Origin of the sequence: Bradyrhizobium genosp. SA-4 str. CB756 (assembly GCF_000473125.1) — a bacterium.
Classification (GTDB): Bacteria; Pseudomonadota; Alphaproteobacteria; order Rhizobiales; family Xanthobacteraceae; genus Bradyrhizobium; species Bradyrhizobium arachidis.
This window is the reverse complement of record NZ_KI421499.1, coordinates 883431-907647: the sequence shown is the minus strand read 5'-3', so window position 1 is coordinate 907647 and position 24217 is coordinate 883431. Positions and strand designations below refer to the sequence as shown.

Annotated in this window: 19 protein-coding genes; 5 read left to right on the top strand and 14 right to left on the bottom strand. The window is 65.0% G+C overall.

Annotated elements, in window-relative coordinates; translation table 11 throughout:
* Positions 1-43 precede the first annotated feature (43 nt).
* The 3 genes from BRAGE_RS0104305 (at position 44) to BRAGE_RS0104290 (ending at position 3260) form a co-directional block, all read left to right on the top strand.
* Entirely contained in the window at positions 44-751 is a 708-nt protein-coding gene (locus BRAGE_RS0104305) for a hypothetical protein (protein ID WP_027564579.1), read from the top strand.
* A 75-nt stretch (positions 752-826) separates the two neighbouring features.
* Positions 827-1879: an alpha/beta fold hydrolase gene (locus tag BRAGE_RS0104300; protein WP_027564580.1), complete on the top strand. Its 1053-nt coding sequence runs from the start codon at positions 827-829 to the stop codon at positions 1877-1879.
* Between the two features lie 394 nt (positions 1880-2273).
* Positions 2274-3260: a helix-turn-helix domain-containing protein gene (locus BRAGE_RS0104290; protein WP_027564581.1), complete on the top strand. Its 987-nt coding sequence runs from the start codon at positions 2274-2276 to the stop codon at positions 3258-3260.
* A gap of 155 nt (positions 3261-3415) precedes the next feature.
* Here BRAGE_RS0104290 and BRAGE_RS0104285 read toward each other — a convergent pair whose 3' ends face one another.
* The 3 genes from BRAGE_RS0104285 to BRAGE_RS0104275 all read right to left on the bottom strand — a co-directional run bounded on the left by BRAGE_RS0104285 (position 3416) and on the right by BRAGE_RS0104275 (position 9504).
* Entirely contained in the window at positions 3416-5812 is a 2397-nt protein-coding gene (locus BRAGE_RS0104285; protein WP_035729372.1) for a hypothetical protein, read from the bottom strand.
* 363 nt (positions 5813-6175) lie between these two features.
* Entirely contained in the window at positions 6176-8497 is a 2322-nt protein-coding gene (locus BRAGE_RS0104280) for a molybdopterin guanine dinucleotide-containing S/N-oxide reductase (protein WP_027564583.1), read from the bottom strand.
* 152 nt (positions 8498-8649) lie between these two features.
* Positions 8650-9504 (bottom strand): LysR family transcriptional regulator, encoded by an 855-nt coding sequence (locus BRAGE_RS0104275; RefSeq protein WP_027564584.1) that lies wholly within the window; start codon positions 9502-9504, stop codon positions 8650-8652.
* A gap of 240 nt (positions 9505-9744) precedes the next feature.
* Here BRAGE_RS0104275 and BRAGE_RS47750 point away from each other — a divergent pair, with 240 nt between their 5' ends.
* Complete coding sequence (locus tag BRAGE_RS47750) at positions 9745-11253, top strand: MFS transporter (RefSeq protein WP_084560357.1); 1509 nt, start codon at positions 9745-9747, stop codon at positions 11251-11253.
* A 96-nt stretch (positions 11254-11349) separates the two neighbouring features.
* Entirely contained in the window at positions 11350-11700 is a 351-nt protein-coding gene (locus BRAGE_RS0104265) for a RidA family protein (RefSeq protein ID WP_027564585.1), read from the top strand.
* 40 nt (positions 11701-11740) lie between these two features.
* Here BRAGE_RS0104265 and BRAGE_RS0104260 read toward each other — a convergent pair whose 3' ends face one another.
* The 11 genes from BRAGE_RS0104260 to BRAGE_RS0104210 all read right to left on the bottom strand — a co-directional run bounded on the left by BRAGE_RS0104260 (position 11741) and on the right by BRAGE_RS0104210 (position 24217).
* Positions 11741-12937, bottom strand: coding sequence for a CaiB/BaiF CoA transferase family protein (locus tag BRAGE_RS0104260; protein WP_027564586.1), 1197 nt, complete (start codon positions 12935-12937; stop codon positions 11741-11743).
* A 27-nt stretch (positions 12938-12964) separates the two neighbouring features.
* Entirely contained in the window at positions 12965-14119 is a 1155-nt protein-coding gene (locus BRAGE_RS0104255; RefSeq protein ID WP_027564587.1) for an acyl-CoA dehydrogenase family protein, read from the bottom strand.
* A 22-nt stretch (positions 14120-14141) separates the two neighbouring features.
* Positions 14142-15641, bottom strand: a complete 1500-nt coding sequence (locus BRAGE_RS0104250; RefSeq protein WP_027564588.1) for a tripartite tricarboxylate transporter permease — start codon at positions 15639-15641, stop codon at positions 14142-14144.
* Between the two features lie 12 nt (positions 15642-15653).
* Positions 15654-16121: a tripartite tricarboxylate transporter TctB family protein gene (locus tag BRAGE_RS0104245; protein ID WP_084335030.1), complete on the bottom strand. Its 468-nt coding sequence runs from the start codon at positions 16119-16121 to the stop codon at positions 15654-15656.
* Positions 16118-16915, bottom strand: a complete 798-nt coding sequence (locus tag BRAGE_RS0104240; RefSeq protein WP_027564590.1) for a carboxymuconolactone decarboxylase family protein — start codon at positions 16913-16915, stop codon at positions 16118-16120. The genes BRAGE_RS0104245 and BRAGE_RS0104240 overlap by 4 nt, the downstream gene beginning before the upstream one ends.
* A 13-nt stretch (positions 16916-16928) precedes the next feature.
* Positions 16929-17702, bottom strand: coding sequence for an SDR family NAD(P)-dependent oxidoreductase (locus tag BRAGE_RS0104235; protein ID WP_027564591.1), 774 nt, complete (start codon positions 17700-17702; stop codon positions 16929-16931).
* 10 nt (positions 17703-17712) lie between these two features.
* Complete coding sequence (locus BRAGE_RS0104230; protein ID WP_231164094.1) at positions 17713-18732, bottom strand: acyl-CoA dehydrogenase family protein; 1020 nt, start codon at positions 18730-18732, stop codon at positions 17713-17715.
* Between the two features lie 46 nt (positions 18733-18778).
* Positions 18779-19549, bottom strand: a complete 771-nt coding sequence (locus BRAGE_RS0104225) for an SDR family NAD(P)-dependent oxidoreductase (protein WP_027564593.1) — start codon at positions 19547-19549, stop codon at positions 18779-18781.
* Complete coding sequence (locus tag BRAGE_RS0104220; protein WP_027564594.1) at positions 19549-20760, bottom strand: acyl-CoA dehydrogenase; 1212 nt, start codon at positions 20758-20760, stop codon at positions 19549-19551. The genes BRAGE_RS0104225 and BRAGE_RS0104220 overlap by 1 nt, the downstream gene beginning before the upstream one ends.
* Positions 20761-20812: 52 nt before the next feature.
* On the bottom strand, positions 20813-22030 hold the full coding sequence (locus tag BRAGE_RS0104215; RefSeq protein WP_027564595.1) for an ABC transporter substrate-binding protein: 1218 nt from the start codon (positions 22028-22030) through the stop codon (positions 20813-20815).
* 63 nt (positions 22031-22093) lie between these two features.
* The gene (locus BRAGE_RS0104210; RefSeq protein WP_027564596.1) at positions 22094-24217 is read right to left on the bottom strand and encodes an acetate--CoA ligase family protein; all 2124 of its coding nucleotides are present in this window, start codon (positions 24215-24217) and stop codon (positions 22094-22096) included.

Genomic DNA, 24217 nt, shown 5'->3' with positions numbered 1-24217 from the left:
GCCCCGCCATGGTGGTGCCGCTTCACGGCGGACATGACGGGATATGGCGCTTCTTGACGATGCAATCGATGCCTGCGGCGGCATGGCCCACTGGAACAGCCTGGACCGGTTCACGCTCCACCTTTCCGTCGGCGGCACGCTGTTCACCAGCGCTGGGCATGCCAGGGAATTCAAGGACGTGACCGCGGAAGGCTCGACCCGCACGCAATCGGTCCGCTTCACCGGCATCACCGGGGGCGAACATTCCGGCACCTTTCAGCCCGATGCGATCACGATCGAGAGCGTGGACGGCGAGGTGCTGCGGACCTGGCGCAATCCGAGCCTTGCGTTTCCCGAGGTCGGCTCCCCTGCGCTCGCCGACGAGTTGCACCTCGTCTTCTTCTGCGGCGTCGCGATCTGGAACTACCTGACCAATCCGTTCCTGCTCGCCCATCCCGATGTCGTCACCGAAGAGCTTGCGCCATGGCGCGAGAACACCGAGACGTGGCGGCGGCTACGGGCGCAATTCCCCCCGCATTTGATCACGCTCGCGCCCGAGCAGATCTTCTATTTCGACGAGAACGCGCTGCAGCGGCGGACCGATCACGATCTTTTTGGAACGAAGGTCGCGCATTACTCCTGGGCGCATGACAGTTTTGGCGGCATCGTGGTGCCGACGCTTCGACGCGCGCAGGCGCTGCGCCCTGACGGAAGCGTGATCGCAAAGCCCGTACTGATGGACGTCGAGATTTTCGACGCCGTGTTCGAGTAGCGGCGGCGACAGCCGGTACCAACAGCACGGCGAACGGCCGCACGTCCTGCAAGACAAGGACGAGAGGAGATCGACATGTCCGACAAGATCGACCGTGAACGCCGCCAGTTCTTCGCCGGCGCGGCCATGACCTTCGCGGCAGCGCAGCTTTCGCTGACCGCGACGGCCGCCGCGGAGACGGCGAAGCCGGCGAAGTCCGCCGGCGCCATCAAGCCGGGAGCCAACACGAGCTTCGCATCGCTGAAGCAAATCGACGCCGGCCTCCTCAACGTCGGCTATGCCGAAGCGGGGCCGGCCGACGGGCCGCCCGTGATCCTGCTGCACGGCTGGCCTTACGACATCTACGCTTTCGTCGACGTCGCACCGATGCTCGCGGCGGCCGGGCGTCGCGTGATCGTCCCCTATCTGCGCGGCTACGGCAGCACGCGCTTCTTGTCCAACGCGACGATGCGGAACGGCCAGCCGGCGGCGATCGCAACCGACATCGTCGCGCTGATGGACGCACTCAAGATCGAAAAGGCCACGCTTGCCGGCTTCGATTGGGGCGCGCGGACCGCCAACATCGTCGCGGCGCTCTGGCCGGAGCGCGTCAAGGCGATGGTCTCGGTCAGCGGCTATCTGATCGGCAGCCAGCAGGCCGGCAAGATGCCGCTGCCGCCGAAGGCGGAGCTGCAATGGTGGTATCAGTTCTATTTCGCGACCGAGCGCGGCCGCGAAGGCTATGACAAGTACCGGCGCGACTTCTCGAAGCTGATCTGGCAGCTCGCTTCGCCGCAATGGCATTTCGACGATGCCACCTTCGAGCGCAGCGCCAAGGCCTTCGACAATCCGGATCACGTCGCGATCGTGATCCACAATTACCGCTGGCGGCTCGGCCTCGCCGAGGGCGAGGCGAAATACGACGCCTACGAGGCGCAGCTGGCGCAGGCGCCCGTGATCACCGTGCCCACCATCACCATGGAGGGAGACGCCAACGGCGCGCCGCATCCGGAGCCGTCGGCCTATGCCAAGAAGTTCTCGGGGCACTATTCGCACCGGACCATCAAGGGCGGCATCGGCCACAACCTCCCGCAGGAGGCACCGAAGGCCTTTGCCGACGCTATCCTGGACGTGGCGGCCGCAAGTTAGCCATGACGCCCGCGAGGTCCGCAGCAACGGGAGACGAAGCATGCGCAGGTTGCTTGCCGCGACGGCTCTCCTCGTCGTTGTCCTTCTCGTGCTCATCCAGTTTGGTCCGGCATGGCTGTTCGGTTAGGCCGTGCCGGGCCGCATCGATCGCCGCGCGACTATCGCTGCGCTGTCCCATGACGAGGCATCCACGCAATTGTCTGAAAAACTGAGCGCAATCAGAGCTACTGCGGCGGGCTGTCGCACCCAGTGAGCACGCACAAAAACTAACACATCCTAATCACCCCTAACGGGCTTCCTGGCCAAGTCGCGCCTATTCTCCCAGCATGAAAAGGAATGGGTTTGCGCGCTCGCCCGTCGTTGCAAGAGCGGCAGAGCCAGGAGAGGACCAACGATGTCGATCAATTTGCACGCGGCGCACGGCTCGATTGATTTTCCGATCTGCTCGCGGGATCACGAGATGTCCCGAGCCACAGAGGCTATCGCCCGGGAAAGCCAATGGCGTCAGGTCGTCCGCAGTCCGCAGGCCGACATCGCGGACATCACGATCTCGCGATGGGAAGAGGCGCGAAGCACCTCCTCGCATCAGGCGACGACGCCCGAGGATTGCTATTTCGTCGCCATCGCCCTCAAGTCCACACGCGCGAAATTGACCCGGGACCGCCAGGTCGTTTTCGACGGCACCATGCCCGAGGGCACGCTGTATGTCACCGCGCCATCAAAACCCCTCGCCGTGCAATTCCAGTCGCCGTGCGCCTTCCTGCACTTCCACATCTCCGCGGACCATTTTCCGGCGCAACTCGCCGCGGCCGAGGGACTGAACGATCTGGTGCTGCTGCGCGACCCGCTCGCAGCCGAGCTTGCCAAGGCGCTGATCGAACGTGGCGATGCCGCCGACCACCAATTCACCTTCTGCATCGGCCAGACCCTCGCGATGCATCTGACCCGGCTGGAATTGCCGCGCGCGCGGGTCAATGCCTTGCCGAAATGGCGGTTGCGTCGGGTCGAGCAATACATCGCCGATCATTTCGACCGCTGCATCAGCCTGTCCGAGCTCGCCAATGTCGCCGGCCTGTCCAGGATGCACTTTGCGGCACAATTCCGCGCCGCGACCGGCTATCGTCCTCGCGAATATCTGCTCAAATACCGGATCGAGCACGCGAAGACGCTGCTCGCGACGACCGGACGGCCGCTGGCCGAGATCGCACTCGCCGTGGGCTTCAGCACGCAGGCGCATTTCTCGACCGTGTTCAAGCGCATCAGCGGCCAGTCTCCGGCACGCTGGCGCCTTGCGAGCAAGAACCAGCGCTTCGAGGTCGAAGCGCTGCCGCGACGCCGTCCTTCGGCCGATGGGGATTGGATCACGAGCGCCGCCGCGTAGCACTTGCGCCGGCTCGCACCCTCCTCCTCCCGGGTCCTGCGAGCCTCTCGGGGCCGTCCCCGCGCCCACACAGGACGGCCCCATTTTCTTCCCGTCGGGAACCGCTCATGCGCGCCGGTGCGGCGCACCGCTTGGCCGATATTTCAGCCTGCGGGCTATTTCGAAGGCTGCCTTGGGATCTCTGAATTTTCACGAACCGCCCGGACAACGTCCGCGAATTGCCGCGCGTTCGGAGCAAACAGCTTAAGGCCCTGTCGCTGCAGATCGGAGACGGAGCTTGTGTCCAGGTACTTCTTGAACGGACGGACGTCGAGAACGAGCTCAGGAATGGAACCGAAGAAGGACATGAAGTTGGAAACAATAGACGGCAAGGCGGGCAAGATCAGCGTACAACATACCAATGGATCAGCCCGGCCGCCGCTCCGCTCCTCAATCTGGGCCCGCATACGAGCCGACAGCGTCCACGACAAAGGCGCCTGAAATTCATGATCGAAGAGTTGATAACCGTGCACGAACTTGAAGCCGGCAGCCAACGCATCGGCCTGGCGGAGACTGCGCGCGGTCCGCACCGCTTCGAATGTCGTGATCGGCGCCACAAGCTCTGATTGAGCACCTCGCTGCCCCTCCAACTGCAATGCTGCATTCGAATGCCCGAACGAAATCAGATGAAGTTCGAGATTTGATACGAGAGTCTTGGTGTCCTCGGCAGCCTGCAACTGCTTGATGATCTCGATAGCGGTGGCGATGCCGCTGTTGTCCCAGAAACCGCCGTCGATCAATTGAAGCCCGGTGGTCTCCCGCAATGTCGCGTCCGCAGCTACGATCTTCTTGTCCGCATACAACACGCCGGGCGGCGTCACATAGGGAAAACGCGCACTCAGTATTGCTGCCGTCAGAAGCGACAATTGAAGATTGGGGCGATATTCGAGAATGTTGAAATAGGCCGGCCGCGAATACTCGCTCGAACGAATCCCGGTGGTGACCATGCGCTGAACAGCCCTCAGCCGCTCAGGATCTTTCTCGGTTTGTTGCGTGAGCCGGCCCCAAACCGAGGCGAACACCTCCGAGAATGCACCCGCGGTACGCTTGTCTGTCATATATAGCTGCGAAATCAGGGTCGGCCTTCCATAGTTCGCGCTGGTTGTGTTCAAGAACAGCGCTGGAGCAACACCTGCGGCAGACCATGACGAATAGAACTGTGTTGAGCTGTCGTCTCCGTTCGAGCCCGTTACGGCGTTGATCGCGTTCTTGACGGCTAGCTCGAGCGTGTTTGCCCGGTCCGGAGCAAGATGCAGTTGCGGAATGGCAAGAGTTGGCGCATCGAAGAAAAGTCCGCTCGCGACGACCGGGGTCACCAAATCGTATTCAAAGAACTCGCGGACGGATTTCTCCAGCTTGCCGTCACTGACCGGAGCAGCGGAGCACCCGTCCCCGAGCGGTTCAGATCGACGCAACAGTTCGCTGAAGATGCTCGCGCCCAGACTTCCGCCGGAGACGCCGCTGATCGCGAAGACATGGTCTTTGAGTTTCGGGCAGCTATCATAGAGGCGGGCAAGGGAGAGTGCCGTGTGATAGGCCGCGTACTGACCGCCTCCCTGCGCTGCTACGATGAAGATCGGATATTTCCGCCCTTGCTCACCCGACCCAGCCGAAATCCGGCGCTGTTCCAGCCAGCTGCGGAAACCAGGAACAAGGCTTGGCACCTTGCGATTTTGAACGGTGCTCTCGATTGCCGCGGGCGTTTCCGGCTTTGCGTCGCCGATGTCAACGACGCTGTAGGGAAATTCAGGCGATGAACCGCCAATGAATTGGCTCAGCAGAACTACCACAAGGAGCCAAGCAGTGGCCCCATAAACGATGCCGTTCAACCAAATGAGGGCCTCACCGAGCAGCAACAGACATACGAGAAACAGCAGGATGATTCCGACGCCACCGATGAAGAAGGTTGCACCGATCACGTCGTACCAAAGCCAAAAATAAAGCGCGAGCGCGCAGCCGCCGGCCAACACCAGAATGGCCAGCGTTTTCCCGACGGACGCAACACGCTGCTCTTGATTTATCGGAATTGAGGCCATGATCGCCTGAATCACGGTGGTAATGATGACAACGGAGGCAGCCAGCCAGATCACCCATGACCCGCCGGCGGCTTGGCCCGCGGCATCGATCAGCAAATAGCTGAGAGCAACGGCCGGCATGACGAGAATGATCAACCGCGCCAATCGTTCGATGACCGATGGTGCCGGAGAGAGCGCGGTGCCCTTTGCACGCGAAATGACTCTGCGAAATAGCAGAATGGCGAAGATCAGATACAACCCGATGCAGAGCAGGAATTGAGCGATCAATCGCCAGCCGAAATTGTCGTGCGCAAACTCCGCCGTGTACAGGAAGTAGTCCGAGAGCGGGGAGAATTTGACAAGATGGTAGCTGAAGTAAGCCGCCAGGCAAACCAAGCAGACGACAAACGGAAAGCTTCCTCGTGGCGGGGCCGCAGCTGCTGGAATCGACATGTTCAAAATCTTTATTTGTAATACGGAAAAAGTCTTCGTTCGCATCAGCGCCTGCGCGCAATTCGCAGGAAGCAACGTGGAAGCGTATCAACGGGGCGCCTAATAAAAAGGGGGCGCAGTTAGCCAGTATATTCCTGTTCGATCGTACAATCCAGAGGTGTAGGGGCGCGTCCTGGACGCTGGGCGTGCAGACAGGTTTCGTGGGACCACGACCGATGCGTTTTGAAGATGCACTGGGGCGAAATCGCTACAAGCCGCGTCCTTGCAGGTACTTGCGTCGGCCCCAGTCATTTGCGCTATCGTTTTTGATGCAGCGCATCAGCGGCCGTTCAGCAGGGCGCCCGGCAGAGTCATGCGTAGCCGGCAACGGCGCCCTTCCGCAAACAGGAAGGCGAAGGCGCCTTCCCCCTACACCGGATCGAACGCCCGGATCGGCGGCAGATTGCCGGTGAACTTCTCCACCTCCACCGTCGTCAGCTGCCCCGTGCAGCCTTGCGCGAACGACGACGTGCCGATGTCGCGGGTGAGCACGTTCGGATTGCCGTGCACGCAGAGCGGCGCCTCGTCCTCGGGGTCCATCGGATCGTACCAGGCGCCGGTCGGAAGCTGCACGACACCGGCCGCGATGCCGTCGGTGACGTGGACGGCGGCAAGGCACGCGCCGCGTTCGTTGAACAGGCGGATGATGTCGCCATCCTTGATGCCGCGGGCATTTGCATCAACCGGGTTCATGCGCGCGACCTCGCGGCCGCGATGCTTTGCGCCAAGCGAATGGCCGCCGAAATCGAGCTGGCTGTGCAGGCGGGTCACCGGCTGGTTGGCAACGAGGAAGCACGGCGCGCCCGGTCTCGGCATGTCGGTCTTTTTCAGCCAAACCGGATGGCCGGGGCAATCCGCATCGCCATGGCCCGCGATCTTTTGCGAAAAGACCTCGATGCGGCCGCTCGGCGTCGGCAGCGCATGATTGACGGGATCCTCGCGGAAGCGGCGCAGCCGGCCGCCATCGTCGGGCTGCTGCGGCACGACCAGGCTGCCGCGCTGCCAGAATGTTTCGAAGCTGGGGGCCTCAAGACCGCGCTTGGCCAGCGAGGCGCGGGTCGGCTCGTAGAGATGCTCCAGCCATTGCCGCGATGTGCGGCCCTCGGTGAAGGGTTCGCGGGCGCCGAGACGCTCGGCGAGATCGGCAAATATCTCGTAATCGTCCCGTGCAAGGCCGAACGGCTCGGCGATGCGGTGCATCGCGACCATGAGGGGATCGTTGGTGGAATAGCCGATGTCCTCGCGCTCGAGTGTCATCGTGCTCGGCAGCACGATGTCGGCGTGACGCGCCGTCGCAGTCCAGGCGAGCTCGTGCACCACGAAGGTATCGAGCTGCGCAAACGCCTTGCGCAGGCGGTTGATGTCCTGGTGGTGATGGAAGGGATTGCCGCCGGCCCAGTAGACGAGGCGAATGTCCGGATAGGTCCGCGTCTCGCCATTGTAGCGATAGGTGGCGCCGGGATTGAGCAGCATGTCGGCGATGCGCGCCACCGGAATGAAATCGGCAACGCCGTTGCGGCCCTGCCCCAGCGTCGGCCCCGGCACGTCGTTGACGCGGCGGCCGTAATAGCCGATCGCGCCGAGCGAATAGGCGTAGCCGCCGCCGGGGAGTCCGATCTGGCCGAGGGCTGCCGCCAGCACCATGCCCATCCACACCGGCTGCTCGCCATGCTCGGCGCGCTGGAGCGAATGCGAGACGGTGATCAGCGCGCGCTTGCCGGCAGCGCGGCGCGCAAGCGAGCGGATGGCGTCGGCGTCGACGCCTGAGATCGATGCGGCCCAGTCGGCGTGCTTGGGCTGCCCGTCGCTCTCGCCAAGGAGATAGCGCAAGAAAACCGGCCAGCCTTCGGTATAGCGATCGAGGAAGGCCTGGTCGTGCAGGTTTTCCGCGACCAGCGTGTGGACGATGCCGAGCATCAGGGCGGTGTCGGTGCCGGGCACGCAGGTCATCCACTCCGCGCCCGCCTCGACGGGAAGATCGTCGCGCAGCGGGCTCACCAGAATGAACTCGCAGCCGCGCCGACGCGCAGCTTCCATCGCGCCGCGCTCGACATGCTTGCTGATCGAGCCGCCGGCCACCATGGAGTTTTTCAGCGCCATGCCGCCGAAAGCGAGCACGATGTCGGTCTCGGCAGCGATCTGCTCCCAAGTGACGTTGCGCTTGGTGATGTCCTCGTAGCCCGCGAGGATCTGCGGTAGCAGCACCGAGGACGCACCCGACGAGTAGGTGTTCACCGAGCGCACATAGCCGCCCATGGCGATGTTGAGGAAGCGGTGCACCTGGCTCTGGGCATGATGGAAGCGGCCCGCGCTCGACCAGCCATAGGAGCCGCCGAACACGGCGCCGGGACCGCGCGTGTCGCGGATGCGGCCGAGCTCGTCGCCGAGCAGATCGAGCGCCTTCTCCCAGCTCACCGAGACGAACTCGTCGCGGCCGCGGCGATCGTCCGGACCTGGACCCCGCTCGAGCCAGCCGCGGCGGATCGCCGGCTGGGCGATGCGCGCCTGGTGGCGCAGCGCGCCGGGGAAATTTTCGATGATGCCGTTCGGATCAGGATCGCCCGCATAGGCCCTGACCTCGAGCCCGGCTTCGCCGTGACGCGCGGAAAACACGCCCCAATGCGAGGTGTGCGGCTTGAAGCCGTCCGACAGGTCGAGGCCCGGGTCGGGGAAGCCAATCGTATCGTCCATCGCGAGATCCTTGTTCCGGTGCGTGGTGGCAGTATACCGATCCACATCCCGATGTCATGGCGATCAGGCTGACGTAGACGCGGGGCTCCCCTGTACGCCGTGCGGTCTGGTGAACGTTTCGTTGGAACGACAGTCGCTGGCTTCGCGTGGGCTCACGCCGGCGCACGATGCTCGCGGAATGCGGCCGCCAATGCGGCCAGGGCAGCCCGCGACCGTCGATCCGTCAAGGACGAATGAAGCACGACCTCGGACGGTGGAAGTTTTGGTAGCCCAAGCCGCTCGCCGATGTCGATCGTGCCGCCAGGAGCGATCCGATACGACAACGGTGCGATTGCGAGTCCGGCCACAACCGCGGCGTGGACCGCAGAGGAGCCACCTCCCAAAAACACCTCGGTCCATTTGATGCCGGCAGCGTCCAGTGCCTGCGTGGCGATGTTGCGGACACCGCAGGTCGCGGCCAGCGCGGCGAGGCGCAAGGGCTCTCCCGGCCTGTGCTCGAACCCCTGCGCTGCGAACCAGCCGAAGCGCTCGTGTGCAAGCGTCTCGCCGTCGCGACGATCGTCCTCGCGCTGGACGATGGCCGCGTCCAGCCGTCCCTGATCGAACAGATCGAGGAGGTTTCGCGAACTGTCGAGCTGGACCTCGATGGTCAAATTCGGATCATGCGCATGGAGCCGCGACAGCAGGGACGGAACCTCCGGGCCTGCGACATGCGCGGCAATGCCGAGGCCGAAGTGACGCGGCGGCGCAGTGAGTCCCGCGATCGCGCGCTCGTGAGCCGCGATGAAGTCCCGCGCGCCCTGGAGGAAGGCGGTTCCCTGCGCCGACAGCCGCACCGAGCGCGGCGTGCGTTCGAGCAAGCGATGACCGATGCGATCCTCGAGCCGCTTCAGCTTCACGCTGATCGCCCCTTGCGTAGTCCCCAAAGCCTTTGCGGCGCGCGTGAAGCTGTGGAGATCCGCCACCATCACAAAAGCCCTGACGGCATCGACATCGAGCGAGAGCATTCCACCATCCGGCTTTGTTGTCTCTGAAATCTATATTGATCGGATTTTGTTGTGGTCAAGGCCCCCCTATGTTCGCGCGGCCTGACGCACGGCAGCGCAGGGGAAAGCAGCATCCTTCGATCGAGGGATGCCGCGCCTGCACGTCCGTCATCGGCACCAAGTTTGGAGGTCATAGCTTTGACGGTCTCACCATCACGACGAAACACGATTGCCCTCGCCGCGGCGTGCCTTGCGTCCCTCATGTTCGGTCTGGAGATCTCCAGCGTGCCGACGATCCTGCCGACACTGGAGACGGTGCTGCACGCAACCTTCCAGCAGCTCCAGTGGATCATGAACGCCTACACCATCGCAGTTACGACGGTTCTGATGGCGACGGGGACGCTGGCGGATCGCTATGGCAGAAAACTTGTGTTCGTCGTCAGCATCGTCGTGTTCGGACTTGCCTCGCTGGTCTGCGGCCTAGCACAGGACGCCCTGGTCCTCATCGGGAGCCGCTTCCTTCAGGGCATGAGCGGCGGCGCGATGCTGATCTGCCAGGTTGCGGTTCTCTCACATCAATTCCAGGAAGGACCGGAGCGCGCTCGCGCCTTTGCGGCCTGGGGGATCATCTTCGGAATTGGCCTTGGCTTCGGCCCCATCATCGGGGCGGCGATCGTCGCAGTCTCCGGCTGGCAGTGGGTGTTCCTGGTCCATGCCGTCATCGCCATTGCCGCGACTGCGCTCGCCGCGACCGGCGTGCAGGAGTCGCGCGATCCCGACGCGACGCATCTCGATGTCGCGGGGATCGCGACGCTCTCAACCTCGGTGTTCTGTGTGGCCTTCTACATCACGCAGGGTCCTGATTTCGGCTTCACCAGTCCGACCGGCTTTGCGATTGTCGCGACGGCGGTTCTCAGCTTCGTCGCCTTCGTGCTGGCGGAGACGCGTAGCGCCCGCCCGATGTTCGACTTCTCGGTCCTGCGCATACCCGCCTTCTCTGGCGCCCTGCTGGGGTCGGCCGGCATGAACTTCAGCTTCTGGCCGTTCATGATCTCCCTGCCGATCTTCTTCCGTAGCGCGCTTGGCTACGACAACATCGCGGCAGGCCTGGCGCTGCTCGCCTACACACTTCCGACGCTCGTCGTTCCGCCGTTCGGCGAACGGATCTTGCTGAGGTTTGGCGGCGGCATCGCCATCCCGGCCGGCCTGTTCGTGATCGGTCTCGGCTTCCTACTGATGTGGACCGGCAGCGGCGTCGCGCATGTCAGCTGGCTGACGCTGGCGCCGGGATGCCTCCTCGCAGGCGTCGGCCTCGGTCTCACCAATACGCCGGTGACCAACGTCACGACCGCATCGGCGCCGAGCACGCGGGCCGGCATGGCCTCAGGGATCGACATGAGCGCCCGCATGATTTCGCTGGCGATCAACATCGCCTTGATAGGCTTCATCCTGATCGCGGGCATTTCGTCCCGGCTGAGCAGCACACTTCCCGTCGCGCTCGACGCCGGCTGCCTGCAAGATGTTGCGCAGAAGATCGCCGGCGGTGCCGTCCGCGTGTCCGATATCCCCGAGCTGAGCCTGACGCCGGCGGCGGAAGCCGTCCTGCAGGATGCGCTGATCCATGGCTTCAGGCTGGTGATGCTCTATGGCGGGCTTTCCGTCTGGATGCTGGCGCTGGCGAGCTTCCTGATTTCCGGCCAAAGCCGTGCGCGGCAGCACCGGCCGCAAAGCGGGAATGCACCTTGCTGCGTCCCCCGCTCCTCCTCATGATCAGAAGGCGCGGAGGGCCAGTGAGGTAAGGGTCTCGTATTGGTGGTCGGAATATGCGATACGCCACGCATCCCCTCGAGCAGTATCGGTCTCATCATGATAAATCGCGTCTTGCCCTACGAAGGACTTCTCCACGAAGTGGTCGAGCACAATGGTGTGCTCTACATCGGCGGGATCGTCCCCGAGGATACGAGCCTCGATATGTCGGGCCAGGCCAACGACGTCCTCCGGCAGCTGGCGCAGCTGCTGAAGACCCTCGGGTCCGATGTTTCCAAGGTCTTGCAGGTGACCATCTACATGACCGATCTCAAGGAGAAGGCCGAGTTCAACGCGGCCTGGAAGGCGCACTTCGCGGAAGCGCATCTGCCGGCGCGCGCTGCAATCGGCGTGGCCGATCTCGGTCCGGGCGTCAAGCTCGAGATGACCGCGATCGCGGCCCGGCAATAGCGCCGCCGAGCCTGCTTCGCCCTGCGGCCTCGCGACCTTGTCAGATGACCTTCAGCTCGGCGAGGCGATCGATCTCGGCCTCTGAAAGCCCGAGCCAGCGCTGGTAGATCTCGCGATTGTCCTGGCCGATGTCGCCCGCGGATGTCTTCAACCGCGCGCGATCGACCGTGAAACGCGGCACGACATTCGACATCGCCACCGAGCCGAAATCCCGGTCGGGAACGCGGGTGATCATCTCGCGCGCCAGGGATTGCGGATCGGCGGCGATCTGGTCGATCGCATAGATCGGCGCCAGCGTGCCCTCCTCGGCGGCAAAGGCGGCAAGCACGTCTTCGAGCGTATGGTCGCCGCACCATTGCGAGAAGATCGCATTCAACTCCGCCGAATGCTCGACGCGGCGCGCGTTGTTGGAAAAACGGGGATCCTCGATCAGGTCAGGCCGGCCGATGGCCCGGCAATTCGCCGCAAACAGCGCATTGGTCGAGCCCGCCAGCGTGACCCAGCGATCATCGCGGGTCCGGTAGACCGCGGCGGGCGCGGAATACGCGTTGCCGTTTCCGATCCGGCCGCGCACCTCTCCCAACTGATCGAACTCGATCGGCAAAACGTCGAGCAGCCGGAAAACGGCTTCGGTCAGCGCGAGATCAATCTCCTCACCCGGTGCATCCGGATTTTTCGCGCGCTTCCACAGCGCCGCGAGCGCGCCGACCGCGCCGAACAGGCCGCCGATCGCGTCACCGATCGGATAGCCCGGATGCATCGGCTGACCGCCGGCCTCCCCGGTGATGTAGGTGAGCCCGCCCATCGCCTCGAAAATCCGCGCGAAGCCGGGCCTGTCGCGATACGGTCCGTCCTGGCCGAACGCGGTGGCGCGCAGGATGACGAGACGCGGCTGGATCTGCCACAGCACCTCCTTCGACAATCCCCAACGGTCGAGCGTGCCGGGGCGGAAATTCTCGATCAGCACGTCGAATTGCGGCAGCATCCGCTTGAACAGCGCGACGCCTTCCGGCTTGCGCAGGTCGAGCGTTGCGAACTTCTTGTTGCGGTTGACGCTCTTCCACCACAACGGCTTGCCGTCCTTGAACGGCGGAAAGGCGCGCACGCCGTCGCCCTGCCCGGGCATCTCGATCTTGAGCACCTCGGCGCCGTAGTCGGCCAGCAGCGTTGCCGCGAACGGCGCAGCGACGATGGTCGCGATGTCCAGGACCTTCAGTCCTTCGAGCGGCCCGCTCATCTCACTTCCTCAATTTGGCTTGACGGCTCACACTGCATCCCGCAGCAGCAGGCGCGCGATGTTGAGCTGATGAATCTGGCTGGTGCCCTCGTAAAGACGGAACAGCCGGACGTCCCTGTACCAGCGTTCGATCGAGGAGTGATCGGCGACGTAGCCGGCGCCGCCGAACATCTGCACGCAGCGATCGGCCACGCGGCCGCACATCTCGGTCGCGAAATATTTGCACATCGACGCTTCGAGCGCGATGTCTTCGCCGCGGTCGCGTTTGCGCGCGGTCTCGAGAATCATCGACTGCGCCGCGAAAATCTCGGTCCGGCAGTCCGCGATCATCGCCTGCACCAGCTGGTAATTCGCGATCGGCTCGCCGAACTGAACACGGCTGCCGGTATAGCGGATCGCCATGTCTAGCATCCGGATCGCCGGCCCGGTCGACAGGGCGGCCAGATGAATGCGCTGCTTGTTCAGCACCTTCATGATGGTCTTGAAGCCCGCGCCTTCGCGGCCGCCGATCAGATTGGCCGCGGGCACCCGGCACTGGTTGAAATAGACCGCGCTCACGGGCGAGCCCGCCTGCCCCATCTTGCGATAGGGCGCGCCGGTCGCAAGGCCCGGGCTACTGCGCTCGACGATGAAGGCCGAGACGCCCGCGGCACCTTTCGACTGCGGATCGGTTCGCGCGGTGACGGTGAAGACATCAGCGACGGGCGCATTGGTGATGAAGCACTTCTCGCCGTCGAGAACGTAGTGATCGCCCTCGCGGCGGGCGATGGTCCGCACGTTCGAAGCTTCCGAGCCGGCGTCGGGCTCGGTCACCGCGAGGCAGCCGGTCCATTCCCCGCTGGCAAGGCGCGGCAGATAGGTCTGCTTCTGCTGCTCGGTGCCATCGGCGACGATTCCCTCCGAACCGATGCCGGTGTTGGTGCCCACGCGGGCGCGGAAGGCGACCGAGCATTGCGACAGCTCGAACGCGGCAAGGACGAGCTCCTCCGTGGTGAGGCCGGCTCCGCCATAGGTCTCGGGGATGCTCCAGCCGAAGAAGCCTTCCTCGCGCATGGTGGCAACGATGTCCGCCGGGACCTCATCGCAGCTTTCGACGCGTGCCTCGGTTGGAATGGCGATGTCGCGGACGAAGCAGCGGACACGCTCCAGTAGGGCCTCGAAGGCGGCAGGTTCACGGATCATGACGGAAGCCTTCCGAAGTCTCTCATTCCTGGAGCGCCTCCTCGCGCCGGGCGCGGATTGTCGGCAGCATGATCAGGAGGACCGCGATGGCAGCGGCAGCCAGCAGGCTCGCCGAGAGCGGCGAGGTCAGCAGCACGGTGGCATCGCCCCGCGACAGCACCATGGCGCGGCGGAAGTTCTCCTCGATGGCCGGACCCAGCACCAGGCCCAGCAGCAGCGGTGCCGCCGGCAGTTGCAGCTTGATCAGGATGTAGCCGAACACGCAGAACACAGCAGCTTCATAGACCTCGAACGTTCCGCTGTTGATGGAATAGACGCCGATCGAGCAGAACACCATGATCGCGGGGAATAGATAGCGGTAGGGAATCGTGAGCAGCTTCACCCACAATCCGACCAGCGGAAGATTGAGGATCAGCAGCATCAGATTTCCGACCCACATCGAGGCGATCAGGCCCCAGAACAGGGTCGGGTTCTTCGTCATCACCTCGGGGCCCGGATGGATGTTATGGATGTTCATGGCGCCGACCATCAGCGCCATCACGACGTTGGAGGGAACGCCAAGGGTCAGCAATGGAATGAACGAAGTCTGGGCGCCGGCATTGTTGGCGGATTCCGGGCCGGCAACGCCTTCGATGGCGCCCTTGCCGAACTGCTCGGGGTGGCGCGACAGCTTCTTCTCCAGCGTATAGGACGCAAACGACGACAGCACCGCGCCGCCGCCGGGCAGAACGCCGAGCAGCGTGCCGAGCGCCGTGCCGCGCAGCATCGCCGGCACCATGCGACGGAAGTCGTCGCGGGTCGGAAACAAATTGGTGATCTTCTGCGTCACCAGCGACAGCTTGTCGTCCTGCTCGAGATTCTTGACGATCTCGGCGAAGCCGAAGATGCCCATCGCCAACGGCACGAAATCGAGGCCGTCGAACAGCTGGGGAATGCCGAAGGCAAAGCGCTGGCTGCCGCTGTTGAGGTCAGTGCCGACGAGACTCAGGAGCATGCCGAGCACGACCATGCCGATGCCCTCGATGAAGGGGCCGCTCGACAGCACCGAGGCTAGGATCAGGCCCAGGATCATCAGCGCGAAGAATTCCTTGGGACCGAACAGGAGCGCGGTCGCAGTCAAAGGGCCCGCGAGGGCTGCAAGAGCGAGCGTCGCGACGCAGCCGGCGAAGAAGGAGCCGATCGCCGCGGTCGCGAGCGCGACGCCGGCGCGGCCCTGCTTCGCCATCTGGTAGCCGTCGATCGTGGTGACGACGGACGAGGACTCGCCGGGCAGATTGACCACGATGGCCGTGGTCGAGCCGCCATACTGCGCGCCGTAATAGATGCCGGCGAGCATGATCAGCGCGGCGTCCGGTTGCAGCGCATAGGTGATCGGCAGCAACATCGCGATGGTCGCGAGCGGACCGAGGCCGGGAAGCACGCCGATCAAGGTGCCGAGCAGGCAGCCGAAGAAGGCGTAGAGCAGATTGGCGGGCTGGGCTGCCGTCGCAAAGCCGATCGCCAGATTGTGGAAGAGATCCATCGACCGGCTCGTTCAGTTGAAAAGGGAGGGCCAGACGGGCAATGGCAGCCCGAGACCATAGACGAAGACGGCAAGGCACAGCACGATGAGCACCGCCGCATTGGTCAGCGCGCCCGTCCAGGTGAATTCAGGGCTGGCTTTGCTCGACACCATGATCAGGACGAACAAGGCGCCAACCAGGCCGAGCGGAAACAGCAGGGCGCCGAACAGCACCACCGATCCGGTGATCCAGGCGAGCCCCTTGAGATCCCATTGGCGCAGCGCCTCCCGACTTGCGCCCGGCTTGATCGCCCCGAGCATCACGACGAGACCGATGGCAGCGAGCACGATCGCGAGCATGCGCGGGAAATAACCCGGCCCCATCTTCGCAGCCGTGCCGGCGGGATATTCCAGCGCGACCAGGAAGAAGAAGATCGCAAAGGCGAGGAACAGCGCGCCGGACGCGAACGCCCGCTGGTTGCGGATGGCCAATCCCTTCATTCCGCTCCTCCTGCCTCGCCCTTGCCTGCGCCGGTTCTGGAGCGTTCGTCGAGGGCTTCCATCAGAACCGGCACGCCGACGGCGCATGCGTGCACGCCGAGATGTGCGGTCATCTGAAGGACCTGCACGATCTCGCGCTGGTCGATGCCAAGCCGCAGGGCGCGCCTGATCTGCACACGCAGCCCGTGCGGATCGAGCCCCGTGAAGCAGGCGTTCAATGCGATCGAGATCAGACATCGCGAGCGCTGGTCGAGACCACCTTCGGCGTGCCCGCCCGCGAGGAGATCGAGCATAACGGCGAAATAGCCGGGATCGTGCCGCAGCCATTGCTCGCAGAAGTCGGGCCAGTCTCCGAATTTCGCCACATAGGCGCTCCGGAGCGCCCTCTGCTCGTCCGTCAGCTCGGGCTGATCGACCGCGAGGCCCGCGCTTGCCAATTCCTCGGCAAGGATATTGATGCCGACATTGCTGCCGTCGAGCCCCTGAACCGTCGCGAGCCGGAATACGTCGATGATCTCCTGCGCCGAGGCTCCCGCCTGAAGCGCAAGAACGAGGTGCAGCGCGAGGCCGGAACGGAACAGATGCGTTGCCGAACCGTCGAGCGCGACATAGATCAGCTCCCGCATCTTGGGCGACAGCGGTCCCTTCTCCGCGGCATAGCCCGCATATCTGCCGTAGGTCTGGAGAAATTCGGGATCGAGGCGCAACAGGCCTTCCGTCCAGGGCCGCCAATAGCCGCGGGCCTTGACGTAGGCGTCCTTCAGCGCCTGCTGTTCCGGCGTCAGATTGGACATCGCGATCGTCCCGTCAGGCAATGTTGGTCAGGGTGATGCCGCCGTCGACGGTGAGCACCTGCGCCGAGATGAAGCCGCTCTCGTCGCCGGCGAGGAAGCAGATCGCCTTGGCGATGTCGTCGACGGTGCCAAGCCGCCCGAGCGGTGTCCGCGCGACCCGGCGCGCGTCGAGCTCGGCGTTGCGATTGCGCATCGTGCCCTCGGTCGGAATCGCCGAGGGCGCGACCGCGTTGACGCGGATGTTGCGCGCGCCGAGCTCGGCTGCGGCCGCGCGCGTGATGCCCATGACACCGGCCTTGATGCCGCTATAGACGATGCTGTTCTTGGCTGAGATCAGGCCGGCCACCGAGGCGACGTTGACGATGGCGCCGCCGCGCTCGGCGTCCATGACTTCCGCGGCGGCCTGGATTCCCCAGATGATCGCCTTGAAGCCGATGTTGAGCATGCGATCGACGGTTTCCGGAGCGATGTCCGGGACGGATTGATAGCGCACCCACGCCGCGTTGTTGACGAGGATGTCGAAACGCCTCTGACGCTCCGCCAATCCGAGAACCGCCTGCCGCATGCCGTCGCGGCTGGAAACGTCATGCGTGACGGCAACCGCGTTGCCGCCCGCTGCCTTGATCGCATCCACCGTGCTATCAACAAATTCCGGCTTCAAATCATTGACGCCGACGATCGCGCCGCGCGCGGCCAGCTTGAGCGCGGTCGCGCGGCCGATGCCATTGCCAGCGCCGGTGACGAGGGCGATGCGGCCTGCGAGGGTTTGATCCTTGATCTCGGTCATGACTATCTCCTCACGCTCCCGTCTCTGCGAACGGTGCAATTTCCGACACGTAACGGCGGCCGAATGCGCTGATCAGGGCGCTGGCATCGCCCTGTGCCTGGAGCGTGCGGATGCGGCGCAAATGGCGATGCACCGGCACGTCCCAGGTGAAACCCATGCCGCCATGGATCTGTAGCGCGCCTTCGCTGATCGAGCTGCCATAGGTCGCTGCCGCCAGGAACGCCGCATCACGCTGAACCGGGCCACCGCCCTCGGACAGGCCGCGCGTGATCGCATGACGGATACTCTCTAATCCCAATTTCTGGCGCGCCAGCGCATGGCGGATGGCCTGATTATAGGACAAGGCGTGGCCGAACTGACGGCGCGTCGAGGCATGCTCCTGCGCGAGCGCCAGGCACGCCTCAGCCGATCCCAAGATGGCCGCGGCACGAAGCACATTGGCATCCGAGTTGAGCCCATCCCATGTTCCGGCCGGCAGGACGGAGCCGATGGGAACTTCGACTTTCTCAAGCCGCACCACGTGCTCCGGCACCGTCAGGTCGAGGCCGGCCGCGTCCTCCACCAGGACGCCTTTGGCATTGGCCGGGATCAGCGCTGCCGCACCACCACTCATCCGTACCAGGATGTGGTCGACCGATGCAGCGCAAGGGGCGCGCGCGAGCGTACCGCTCAGCATCAGCAGTCCGTCTTCCCGGTCGGCGATCGCCTCGCCCTGCCAGGCGATCGTCGCCAGCTTCTCGCCGGACACGATCGCGCCGGCAAGACGGGTCAGCGATGACTGGAGCAGCCGGCTGACGAGAATGGTTTCCAGCAGCGGGAAGCCGAGCAATCCCGAATGCGCGGCCGCGATCACCGGCACTGCGAAGCCAAGCGGCAGGGCGAGCCCGCCCACCTCCTCATCCGCGATGACGCCGAGCAGGCCGTCGCCGGCGAGATTGCGCGCCTGTTCACGAACGTCCAGGCCCGCGCATGCGGTCACTGCGCGTGTCGCGGTTGCCGCGAACTCGGCGGGCTGAAGTCCTTCGGCCATGCTCATCATCGTCCTCTTCTCAAAACCCTGCGACTACAATCGTTCACTAGGCGAGATACCCGCCGTCGACCGGCAGGATGACGCCGTTGACATAGGAGGCCATCGCCGATGCCAGAAAGATCACGGGTCCAGCGATCTCGTCGGGCTGCCCTACGCGCTTCGTCGGGGTGCGCGCCATCAGGCCGGAGAGCCTCGTCGGATTGTCGCGCGTGCTCTCGCTCATCTCGGTCGCGATGATGCCGGGCGCAACGGCGTTGACCCGGATGCCGTCGGGCGCGAGATCGCGGGCCAGCGCCTGCGTGAACAACCGCACCGCCCCCTTGGACGGCGAATAACCGAGCGCGCCATTCATGCCGCCAAAGGCCGCGACCGAGGCAACGTTGATGATGGACCCGTGCGTCTTGCGCAGCGCGGGGATGAAGGCATGAACCATGTTGAAGGTGCCGTTGACGTTGACGTCGAAAACCTGGCGCCAGTTCTCGTGGGCCCGCGGGCTGTCGATCGACTCGCGGATGATGATGCCGGCATTATTGACCACGACGTCGGCGGGACCGATCTCCTCGTCCACGCGCTTCGCCAACTCACCGCAGGCCGCAGCATCGGTCACATCGAGCGCGCAGGCCAGCGCCTCCTTGCCCGCGTCCCTGATCTCGCGCGCGGCAGACTCTGCCCGGTCCTGCCGCAGATCGGTCACGACTACCTTCGCGCCGGCAGCGGCGATGCCGAGCGCGATGGCACGTCCGATCCCCTGCCCCGCCCCCGTCACCACGACGCGGCGATCGTGCAGCAGGCCCGCGACCTGACCCTGCGCGGCCATTATTTGCCTCGCGACAGCTGGAGGATCCGGTCGGCGATGATACCGAGCTGAATCTCGGTGGTGCCGGCATAGATCGTCTCGGCACGCGCCTGGAGGTAGATGGTCTCGAAGCGTCGCCGTGCCACCTTGATCGCCGGGTTCTGCGGCAGCGAGGCCTGCGACAGCAGCTCGATCGCGAGCGCAGCGAAGCGCTGATGCGATTCGCTCCAGTACAGCTTCGCAAGACTGCCGCGCGCCCCGATCTTGTCGCCGCTCGCGAGCGCTTCCACGGCCGTCTCGACATGCGCCTTCAGCACCTCGATCTCGACCGCGACTTCGCCGAGCCGGACCGCATAGTGGCGGTCCGCGACCATCGCCGACAGCACCGGGTCGGTCTTGCTGGCGGAGATCAGATGGCGCAGCTCGTTCTCGAAGCGCCAGGCGCGGTACATCCGGTTGGTCGCGCGCTCGATCTCGAGCACGCGGATCGCCGCGGCCCAGCCCTCGTCGGGCGCGCCGATCGCATCCGTCTGGGCAACTTCGACCTCGTCGAAGAACACCTCGCAAAAACTCTCGCGGCCGTCGATCGACTTGATGGTGCGCACGCGCACGCCCTTGGCATCGAGCGGCACCGCGAACATGGCAAGACCGCGATGGCGGTCCTCCAGCGGTCCGGTGCGCGCGAGCACCAGGCAGCGCTGTGCGCGATAGGCGCCGCTGGTCCAGATCTTCTGGCCGTTGATACGCCAGCCGTCACCATCCCGCGTGGCACGGGTGCGCAGGGCCGCAAGGTCGGAGCCGGCCTCGGGCTCGGAGAAGCCCTGGCACCAGATGTTGCGCATCTCGAGGATCGCCGGCAGGAAGCGCCGCTTCTGTTCCTCGGTGCCGACGGCCAGGATGATCGGACCGGCAAGCTCCTTGCCGATCGAGTTGACGCTCTCCGGCATCGCAAGCCGGCCGATCTCCTGATTGGCGATGAGATGTTCGCGCAAGGAGCGGCCATGCCCGCCATAGGCCTGCGGCCAGGTGATGCCGGTGAGGCCGGCGCGGTACATCGCCGCCTCCCAGGCGACGGACTGCTGCAGCGTGGGCGCCGCGAACGCGGCGCTGTCGCTGCGGAAGCTGGCGGGCAGATTGGCATGCAGCCAGCGATGCATCGCATCGCGATAGGCTTCGCCCATCAGGTTCTCGCCCGCGACGGCTTGCATCGATACCGCTTCAACTACACTCATCGCCTGCTTCCTGCTTTCGCCATCCGTGCCGGCATGTCCGGCTACCTGTTGCTCACTGCGACTTGAGAAGGTCGCAGGCACTCTCCGACGCCGGCCGCCACGCGTCCTCGGGCGCGATCGTGCCGGTGATCTCGTAATAGTCGTAGGTGTATTTGGATTCCGCCGGCGTCTTGATCCGCGCGACATAGAGCGGGCGCATCACCTGGCCGTCGGCCCGGATGCTGACGTTCTTCATCTCGAAATCGTTGACCGGCGTGTTCTTCATCTGCCGCATCACGGCCTCGCCGTCGTCGGCCCCCGCGGCGGCGACCGCTTTCAGATAATGCGTGATGGCGCTGTAAGTGGCCGACTTGCCCTCGTTGAGCAACTGACCGCCCGTCGCCTCGGCATAGCGCTTGGCGAAGGCCCGGCTTTCCGGCGTCATGTCCCAATAGAACGGCGTCGTCAGCCGCACGTTCTGGAGGTCCTTGAGGCCAATGCCGTGAGTCTGGCTGATCATGAGACCGAGCGGGACCAGCAGCTGCGACTTGGTCAGCCCGAATTCCTGCGCCTGCTTGATCGCATTGGCGAAATCAGAGCCCGAATTGGCGAGCGCGATCGCCTTGGCGCCACTGGCCTGCGCCGTCAGCAGGAACGAGGAGAGATCCGACGCATTCAGCGGATGCAGCACCGAGCCGACCACCTTGCCGCCGCCGGCCTTGATGAAGTTGGTCGCGTCAGTCTGCCAAGCCTTGCCGAAAGCGTAGTCGACCGTCAGGAAGAACCAGCTGTCGACGCCCTGCGCGAGCAGCGCCTTCACGGTGGCCTTGGGCTGGGCGTAGGTATCGACCACCCATTGCGTCGTCATCGGCGAGCATTTGTCGTTGGTGAAGAATGAGCCCGCCGTGCCGGCCAGCATGTAGGGCTTCTTGCGGTTCTTCATGATCTCCTGCACCGCAAGCGCGATCGAGGACGTCGAGCAGCCGACGATGGCATCGACGCCCTCATTGTCGACCCAGCGCATGGCGATGGCGACGCCGACATCGGGCTTGTTCTGGTCATCGGCGATCACGAGCTCGATCTTCTTGCCGCCGACCGTTCCGCCAAAATCCGCGACCGCGAGCTTGGCCGCCGCGACCGAACCGAGGCCGCAATTGTCGGCGTAGGGGCCGTTCTGGTCGTTCATGATGCCGATCTTGACGACATCGCCGGAGATGCCCTGCGCGTGCAGGGGCGCATTCGTGAGCAGCAAGGCAATCATGCCGAGCGCAGTGATCGTCGATCTCTTCACCGTTTCCTCCTGCCTTTCGCGTTTCCTCTGGGCCGGCTTGTGCGGCCTCTTGTGGTCTTGAATTCAGTGTCGTGCCTGCGCGCCGTGCGGGATCAGCAGCGCGTCGAGCGCGACGGCCCCCTCGCCCTCGGCGCGCAGCAGCAGCGGGTTGACGTCGATCTCGGCGACCGTGTCGGCATGCGCTGCGGCAAAGCGCGACAGTGCGGCAACGGCCCGGGCCGCGGCGTCGAGGTCGGCACGCGGCCGCCCGCGTGCGCCGTCGAGCACCGCGAAGGCCTTGAGCGATCTCAGCATCGCCATGGCCTGCGCCTCGCTGACCGGTGCCATCTGCACGGCGGAATCGTGGAGGATCTCCGCGAAGATGCCGCCGAGGCCGACCATTACCACCGGTCCGAACACGGGGTCGATGCGGCTGCCGAGGATCAGCTCAGCGACACCCTTGGCCATCGGCGCCACGATCACGCCGTCGATCGTCGCCGTGGGCGCGCGGGTGGCGACGCGATCGCGCATCTGGGCATAGGCGCGCCGGACGTCGGCTTCCGAGCCGAGGCCGACGACCACGCCGCCGGCCTCGGTCTTGTGCGGCAGATCGGGCGAGGCAATTTTCAGCACCACGGGATAACCGATCTCGGTGGCGGCGCGCACTGCCGCATCCGCATCCTGCACGAGATGTTCGACCAGCACCGGAACGCCGGCGTCGGCAAGCGCGCGCTTGGCGCCAAGCTCATGGCGGAATGCGCCTGCCGGAAGCGGCGCCGCCTGCGCGACTGCCTCGGGCGCGTCCTGCGGACGCTGCGATGCGGCCTGCAACCGCACCAGTGCGGCAACGGTTGCGCAACAGCCGTCGAAGCTGGCGATGGTCGGAAAGCCCAGTGCATGCAGCTCGGCCAGCGCATCATCCGGACCGTCGACACACAGGACGATCGGGCGATGAGGAAATTGCGCGCGCATGTTGCGCAACCTGTCCATATAGATGGAGCGCAGGCGCGGCAGATGCAGCGAGAACGGCAGCGGCAGGATCACCGTGTCGGTCCGTTCGTCCGCCACGACGGCAGTCATGATCTTCTCCAGGAGATCAGGACGGCTCGACATCTGCGCGGTGGCGTCGACCGGGTTGCGGGCGGATGCAAAGGGCACCAATTCCAAAATCTGGCGCTGCGTCTCCTCGCCGAGCTCCGGCAATGTCAGCCCGACCGACTGCGCGGCATCCGCGAGCAGCACGCCGAAACCGCCCGACGCCGTGAGGATCGCGATGCCCGGCCCCTTCGGCAGCCGGTCCGGCAGCAGGATCGATGCGGCATGGCCGAGATCGATCAGCTCGTCGATGCTGCGCACCCGCACCGCGCCGCAGCGGGCAAACAGCGCGTCGAACACCGCATCCGATCCCGCCATCGCGCCGGTGTGCGAGGCCGCGGCGGCCTGGCCTGCCGCTGATGTGCCGATCTTCATGGCGATGACCGGCTTCCCGGCATCGCGTGCCTCCTCAAGCGCGGCGATCAGGCGGCCGGCGTCGCGGCACGCTTCGAGACAGCACAGGATCACCTTGGTGGCGGGGTCGCGCGCCATCCAGGCGATGCCGTCGGCAATGTCGATGTCGCACTCGTTGCCCGTCGTGATGAAGCGGCTGACGCCGACGCCGCGCTCGCTGGCGAGACGCATGGTGTAGCTGCCGAGATTGCCGCTCTGCGACACGATGCCGAGCGAACCCGCAGCCGGCATGCCGTGCTCGAGCACGATCGAGAAGGTCGCGATGCTCTTCTCGGCGATGCTGACCGCGCCGAGGCAGTTCGGCCCCAGCAGGCGCATGCCGCTGCGCTGTGCGGCGACGCGCAGCCGGTCCTGCATGGCGCGACCCTGCTCGCCGAGCTCGGCAAAACCCGAGGAGAAGACGACGACGCTGCGGACGCCGCGGGCGGCGCACTGCTCGACCGCTTCGCCGGCGCGTTCCGCATCGACCGCGATGATGGCGAGGTCGGGCGCTTCCGGCAGGTCGGCGACGGAGCCGTAGGCTTGCAGCCCCTGCACCGTCGCAGCCCTGGGATTGACCGGATAGATCCGGCCGGCATAGCCGTGACGACGCAACAGATCGACCGGCCGACCGCCGATCTTCGTCGCCTCCTGCGAGGCGCCGATGATCGCGATCGAGCGCGGCGACATCAGCGCGTCGAGACCCTCCCCCGCCCGCAT

What these genes read in the sequence shown, in the direction of transcription:
- BRAGE_RS0104305 (WP_027564579.1), top strand. Translation starts at nt 44, where the DNA reads ATGGCGCTTCTTGACGATGCAATCGATGCCTGCGGCGGCATGGCCCAC.
- BRAGE_RS0104300 (WP_027564580.1), top strand. Translation starts at nt 827, where the DNA reads ATGTCCGACAAGATCGACCGTGAACGCCGCCAGTTCTTCGCCGGCGCG.
- BRAGE_RS0104290 (WP_027564581.1), top strand. Translation starts at nt 2,274, where the DNA reads ATGTCGATCAATTTGCACGCGGCGCACGGCTCGATTGATTTTCCGATC.
- BRAGE_RS0104285 (WP_035729372.1), bottom strand. Translation starts at nt 5,812, where the DNA reads ATGCGAACGAAGACTTTTTCCGTATTACAAATAAAGATTTTGAACATG.
- BRAGE_RS0104280 (WP_027564583.1), bottom strand. Translation starts at nt 8,497, where the DNA reads ATGGACGATACGATTGGCTTCCCCGACCCGGGCCTCGACCTGTCGGAC.
- BRAGE_RS0104275 (WP_027564584.1), bottom strand. Translation starts at nt 9,504, where the DNA reads ATGCTCTCGCTCGATGTCGATGCCGTCAGGGCTTTTGTGATGGTGGCG.
- BRAGE_RS47750 (WP_084560357.1), top strand. Translation starts at nt 9,745, where the DNA reads ATGTTCGGTCTGGAGATCTCCAGCGTGCCGACGATCCTGCCGACACTG.
- BRAGE_RS0104265 (WP_027564585.1), top strand. Translation starts at nt 11,350, where the DNA reads ATGATAAATCGCGTCTTGCCCTACGAAGGACTTCTCCACGAAGTGGTC.
- BRAGE_RS0104260 (WP_027564586.1), bottom strand. Translation starts at nt 12,937, where the DNA reads ATGAGCGGGCCGCTCGAAGGACTGAAGGTCCTGGACATCGCGACCATC.
- BRAGE_RS0104255 (WP_027564587.1), bottom strand. Translation starts at nt 14,119, where the DNA reads ATGATCCGTGAACCTGCCGCCTTCGAGGCCCTACTGGAGCGTGTCCGC.
- BRAGE_RS0104250 (WP_027564588.1), bottom strand. Translation starts at nt 15,641, where the DNA reads ATGGATCTCTTCCACAATCTGGCGATCGGCTTTGCGACGGCAGCCCAG.
- BRAGE_RS0104245 (WP_084335030.1), bottom strand. Translation starts at nt 16,121, where the DNA reads ATGAAGGGATTGGCCATCCGCAACCAGCGGGCGTTCGCGTCCGGCGCG.
- BRAGE_RS0104240 (WP_027564590.1), bottom strand. Translation starts at nt 16,915, where the DNA reads ATGTCCAATCTGACGCCGGAACAGCAGGCGCTGAAGGACGCCTACGTC.
- BRAGE_RS0104235 (WP_027564591.1), bottom strand. Translation starts at nt 17,702, where the DNA reads ATGACCGAGATCAAGGATCAAACCCTCGCAGGCCGCATCGCCCTCGTC.
- BRAGE_RS0104230 (WP_231164094.1), bottom strand. Translation starts at nt 18,732, where the DNA reads ATGGCCGAAGGACTTCAGCCCGCCGAGTTCGCGGCAACCGCGACACGC.
- BRAGE_RS0104225 (WP_027564593.1), bottom strand. Translation starts at nt 19,549, where the DNA reads ATGGCCGCGCAGGGTCAGGTCGCGGGCCTGCTGCACGATCGCCGCGTC.
- BRAGE_RS0104220 (WP_027564594.1), bottom strand. Translation starts at nt 20,760, where the DNA reads ATGAGTGTAGTTGAAGCGGTATCGATGCAAGCCGTCGCGGGCGAGAAC.
- BRAGE_RS0104210 (WP_027564596.1), bottom strand. Translation starts at nt 24,217, where the DNA reads ATGCGGGCGGGGGAGGGTCTCGACGCGCTGATGTCGCCGCGCTCGATC.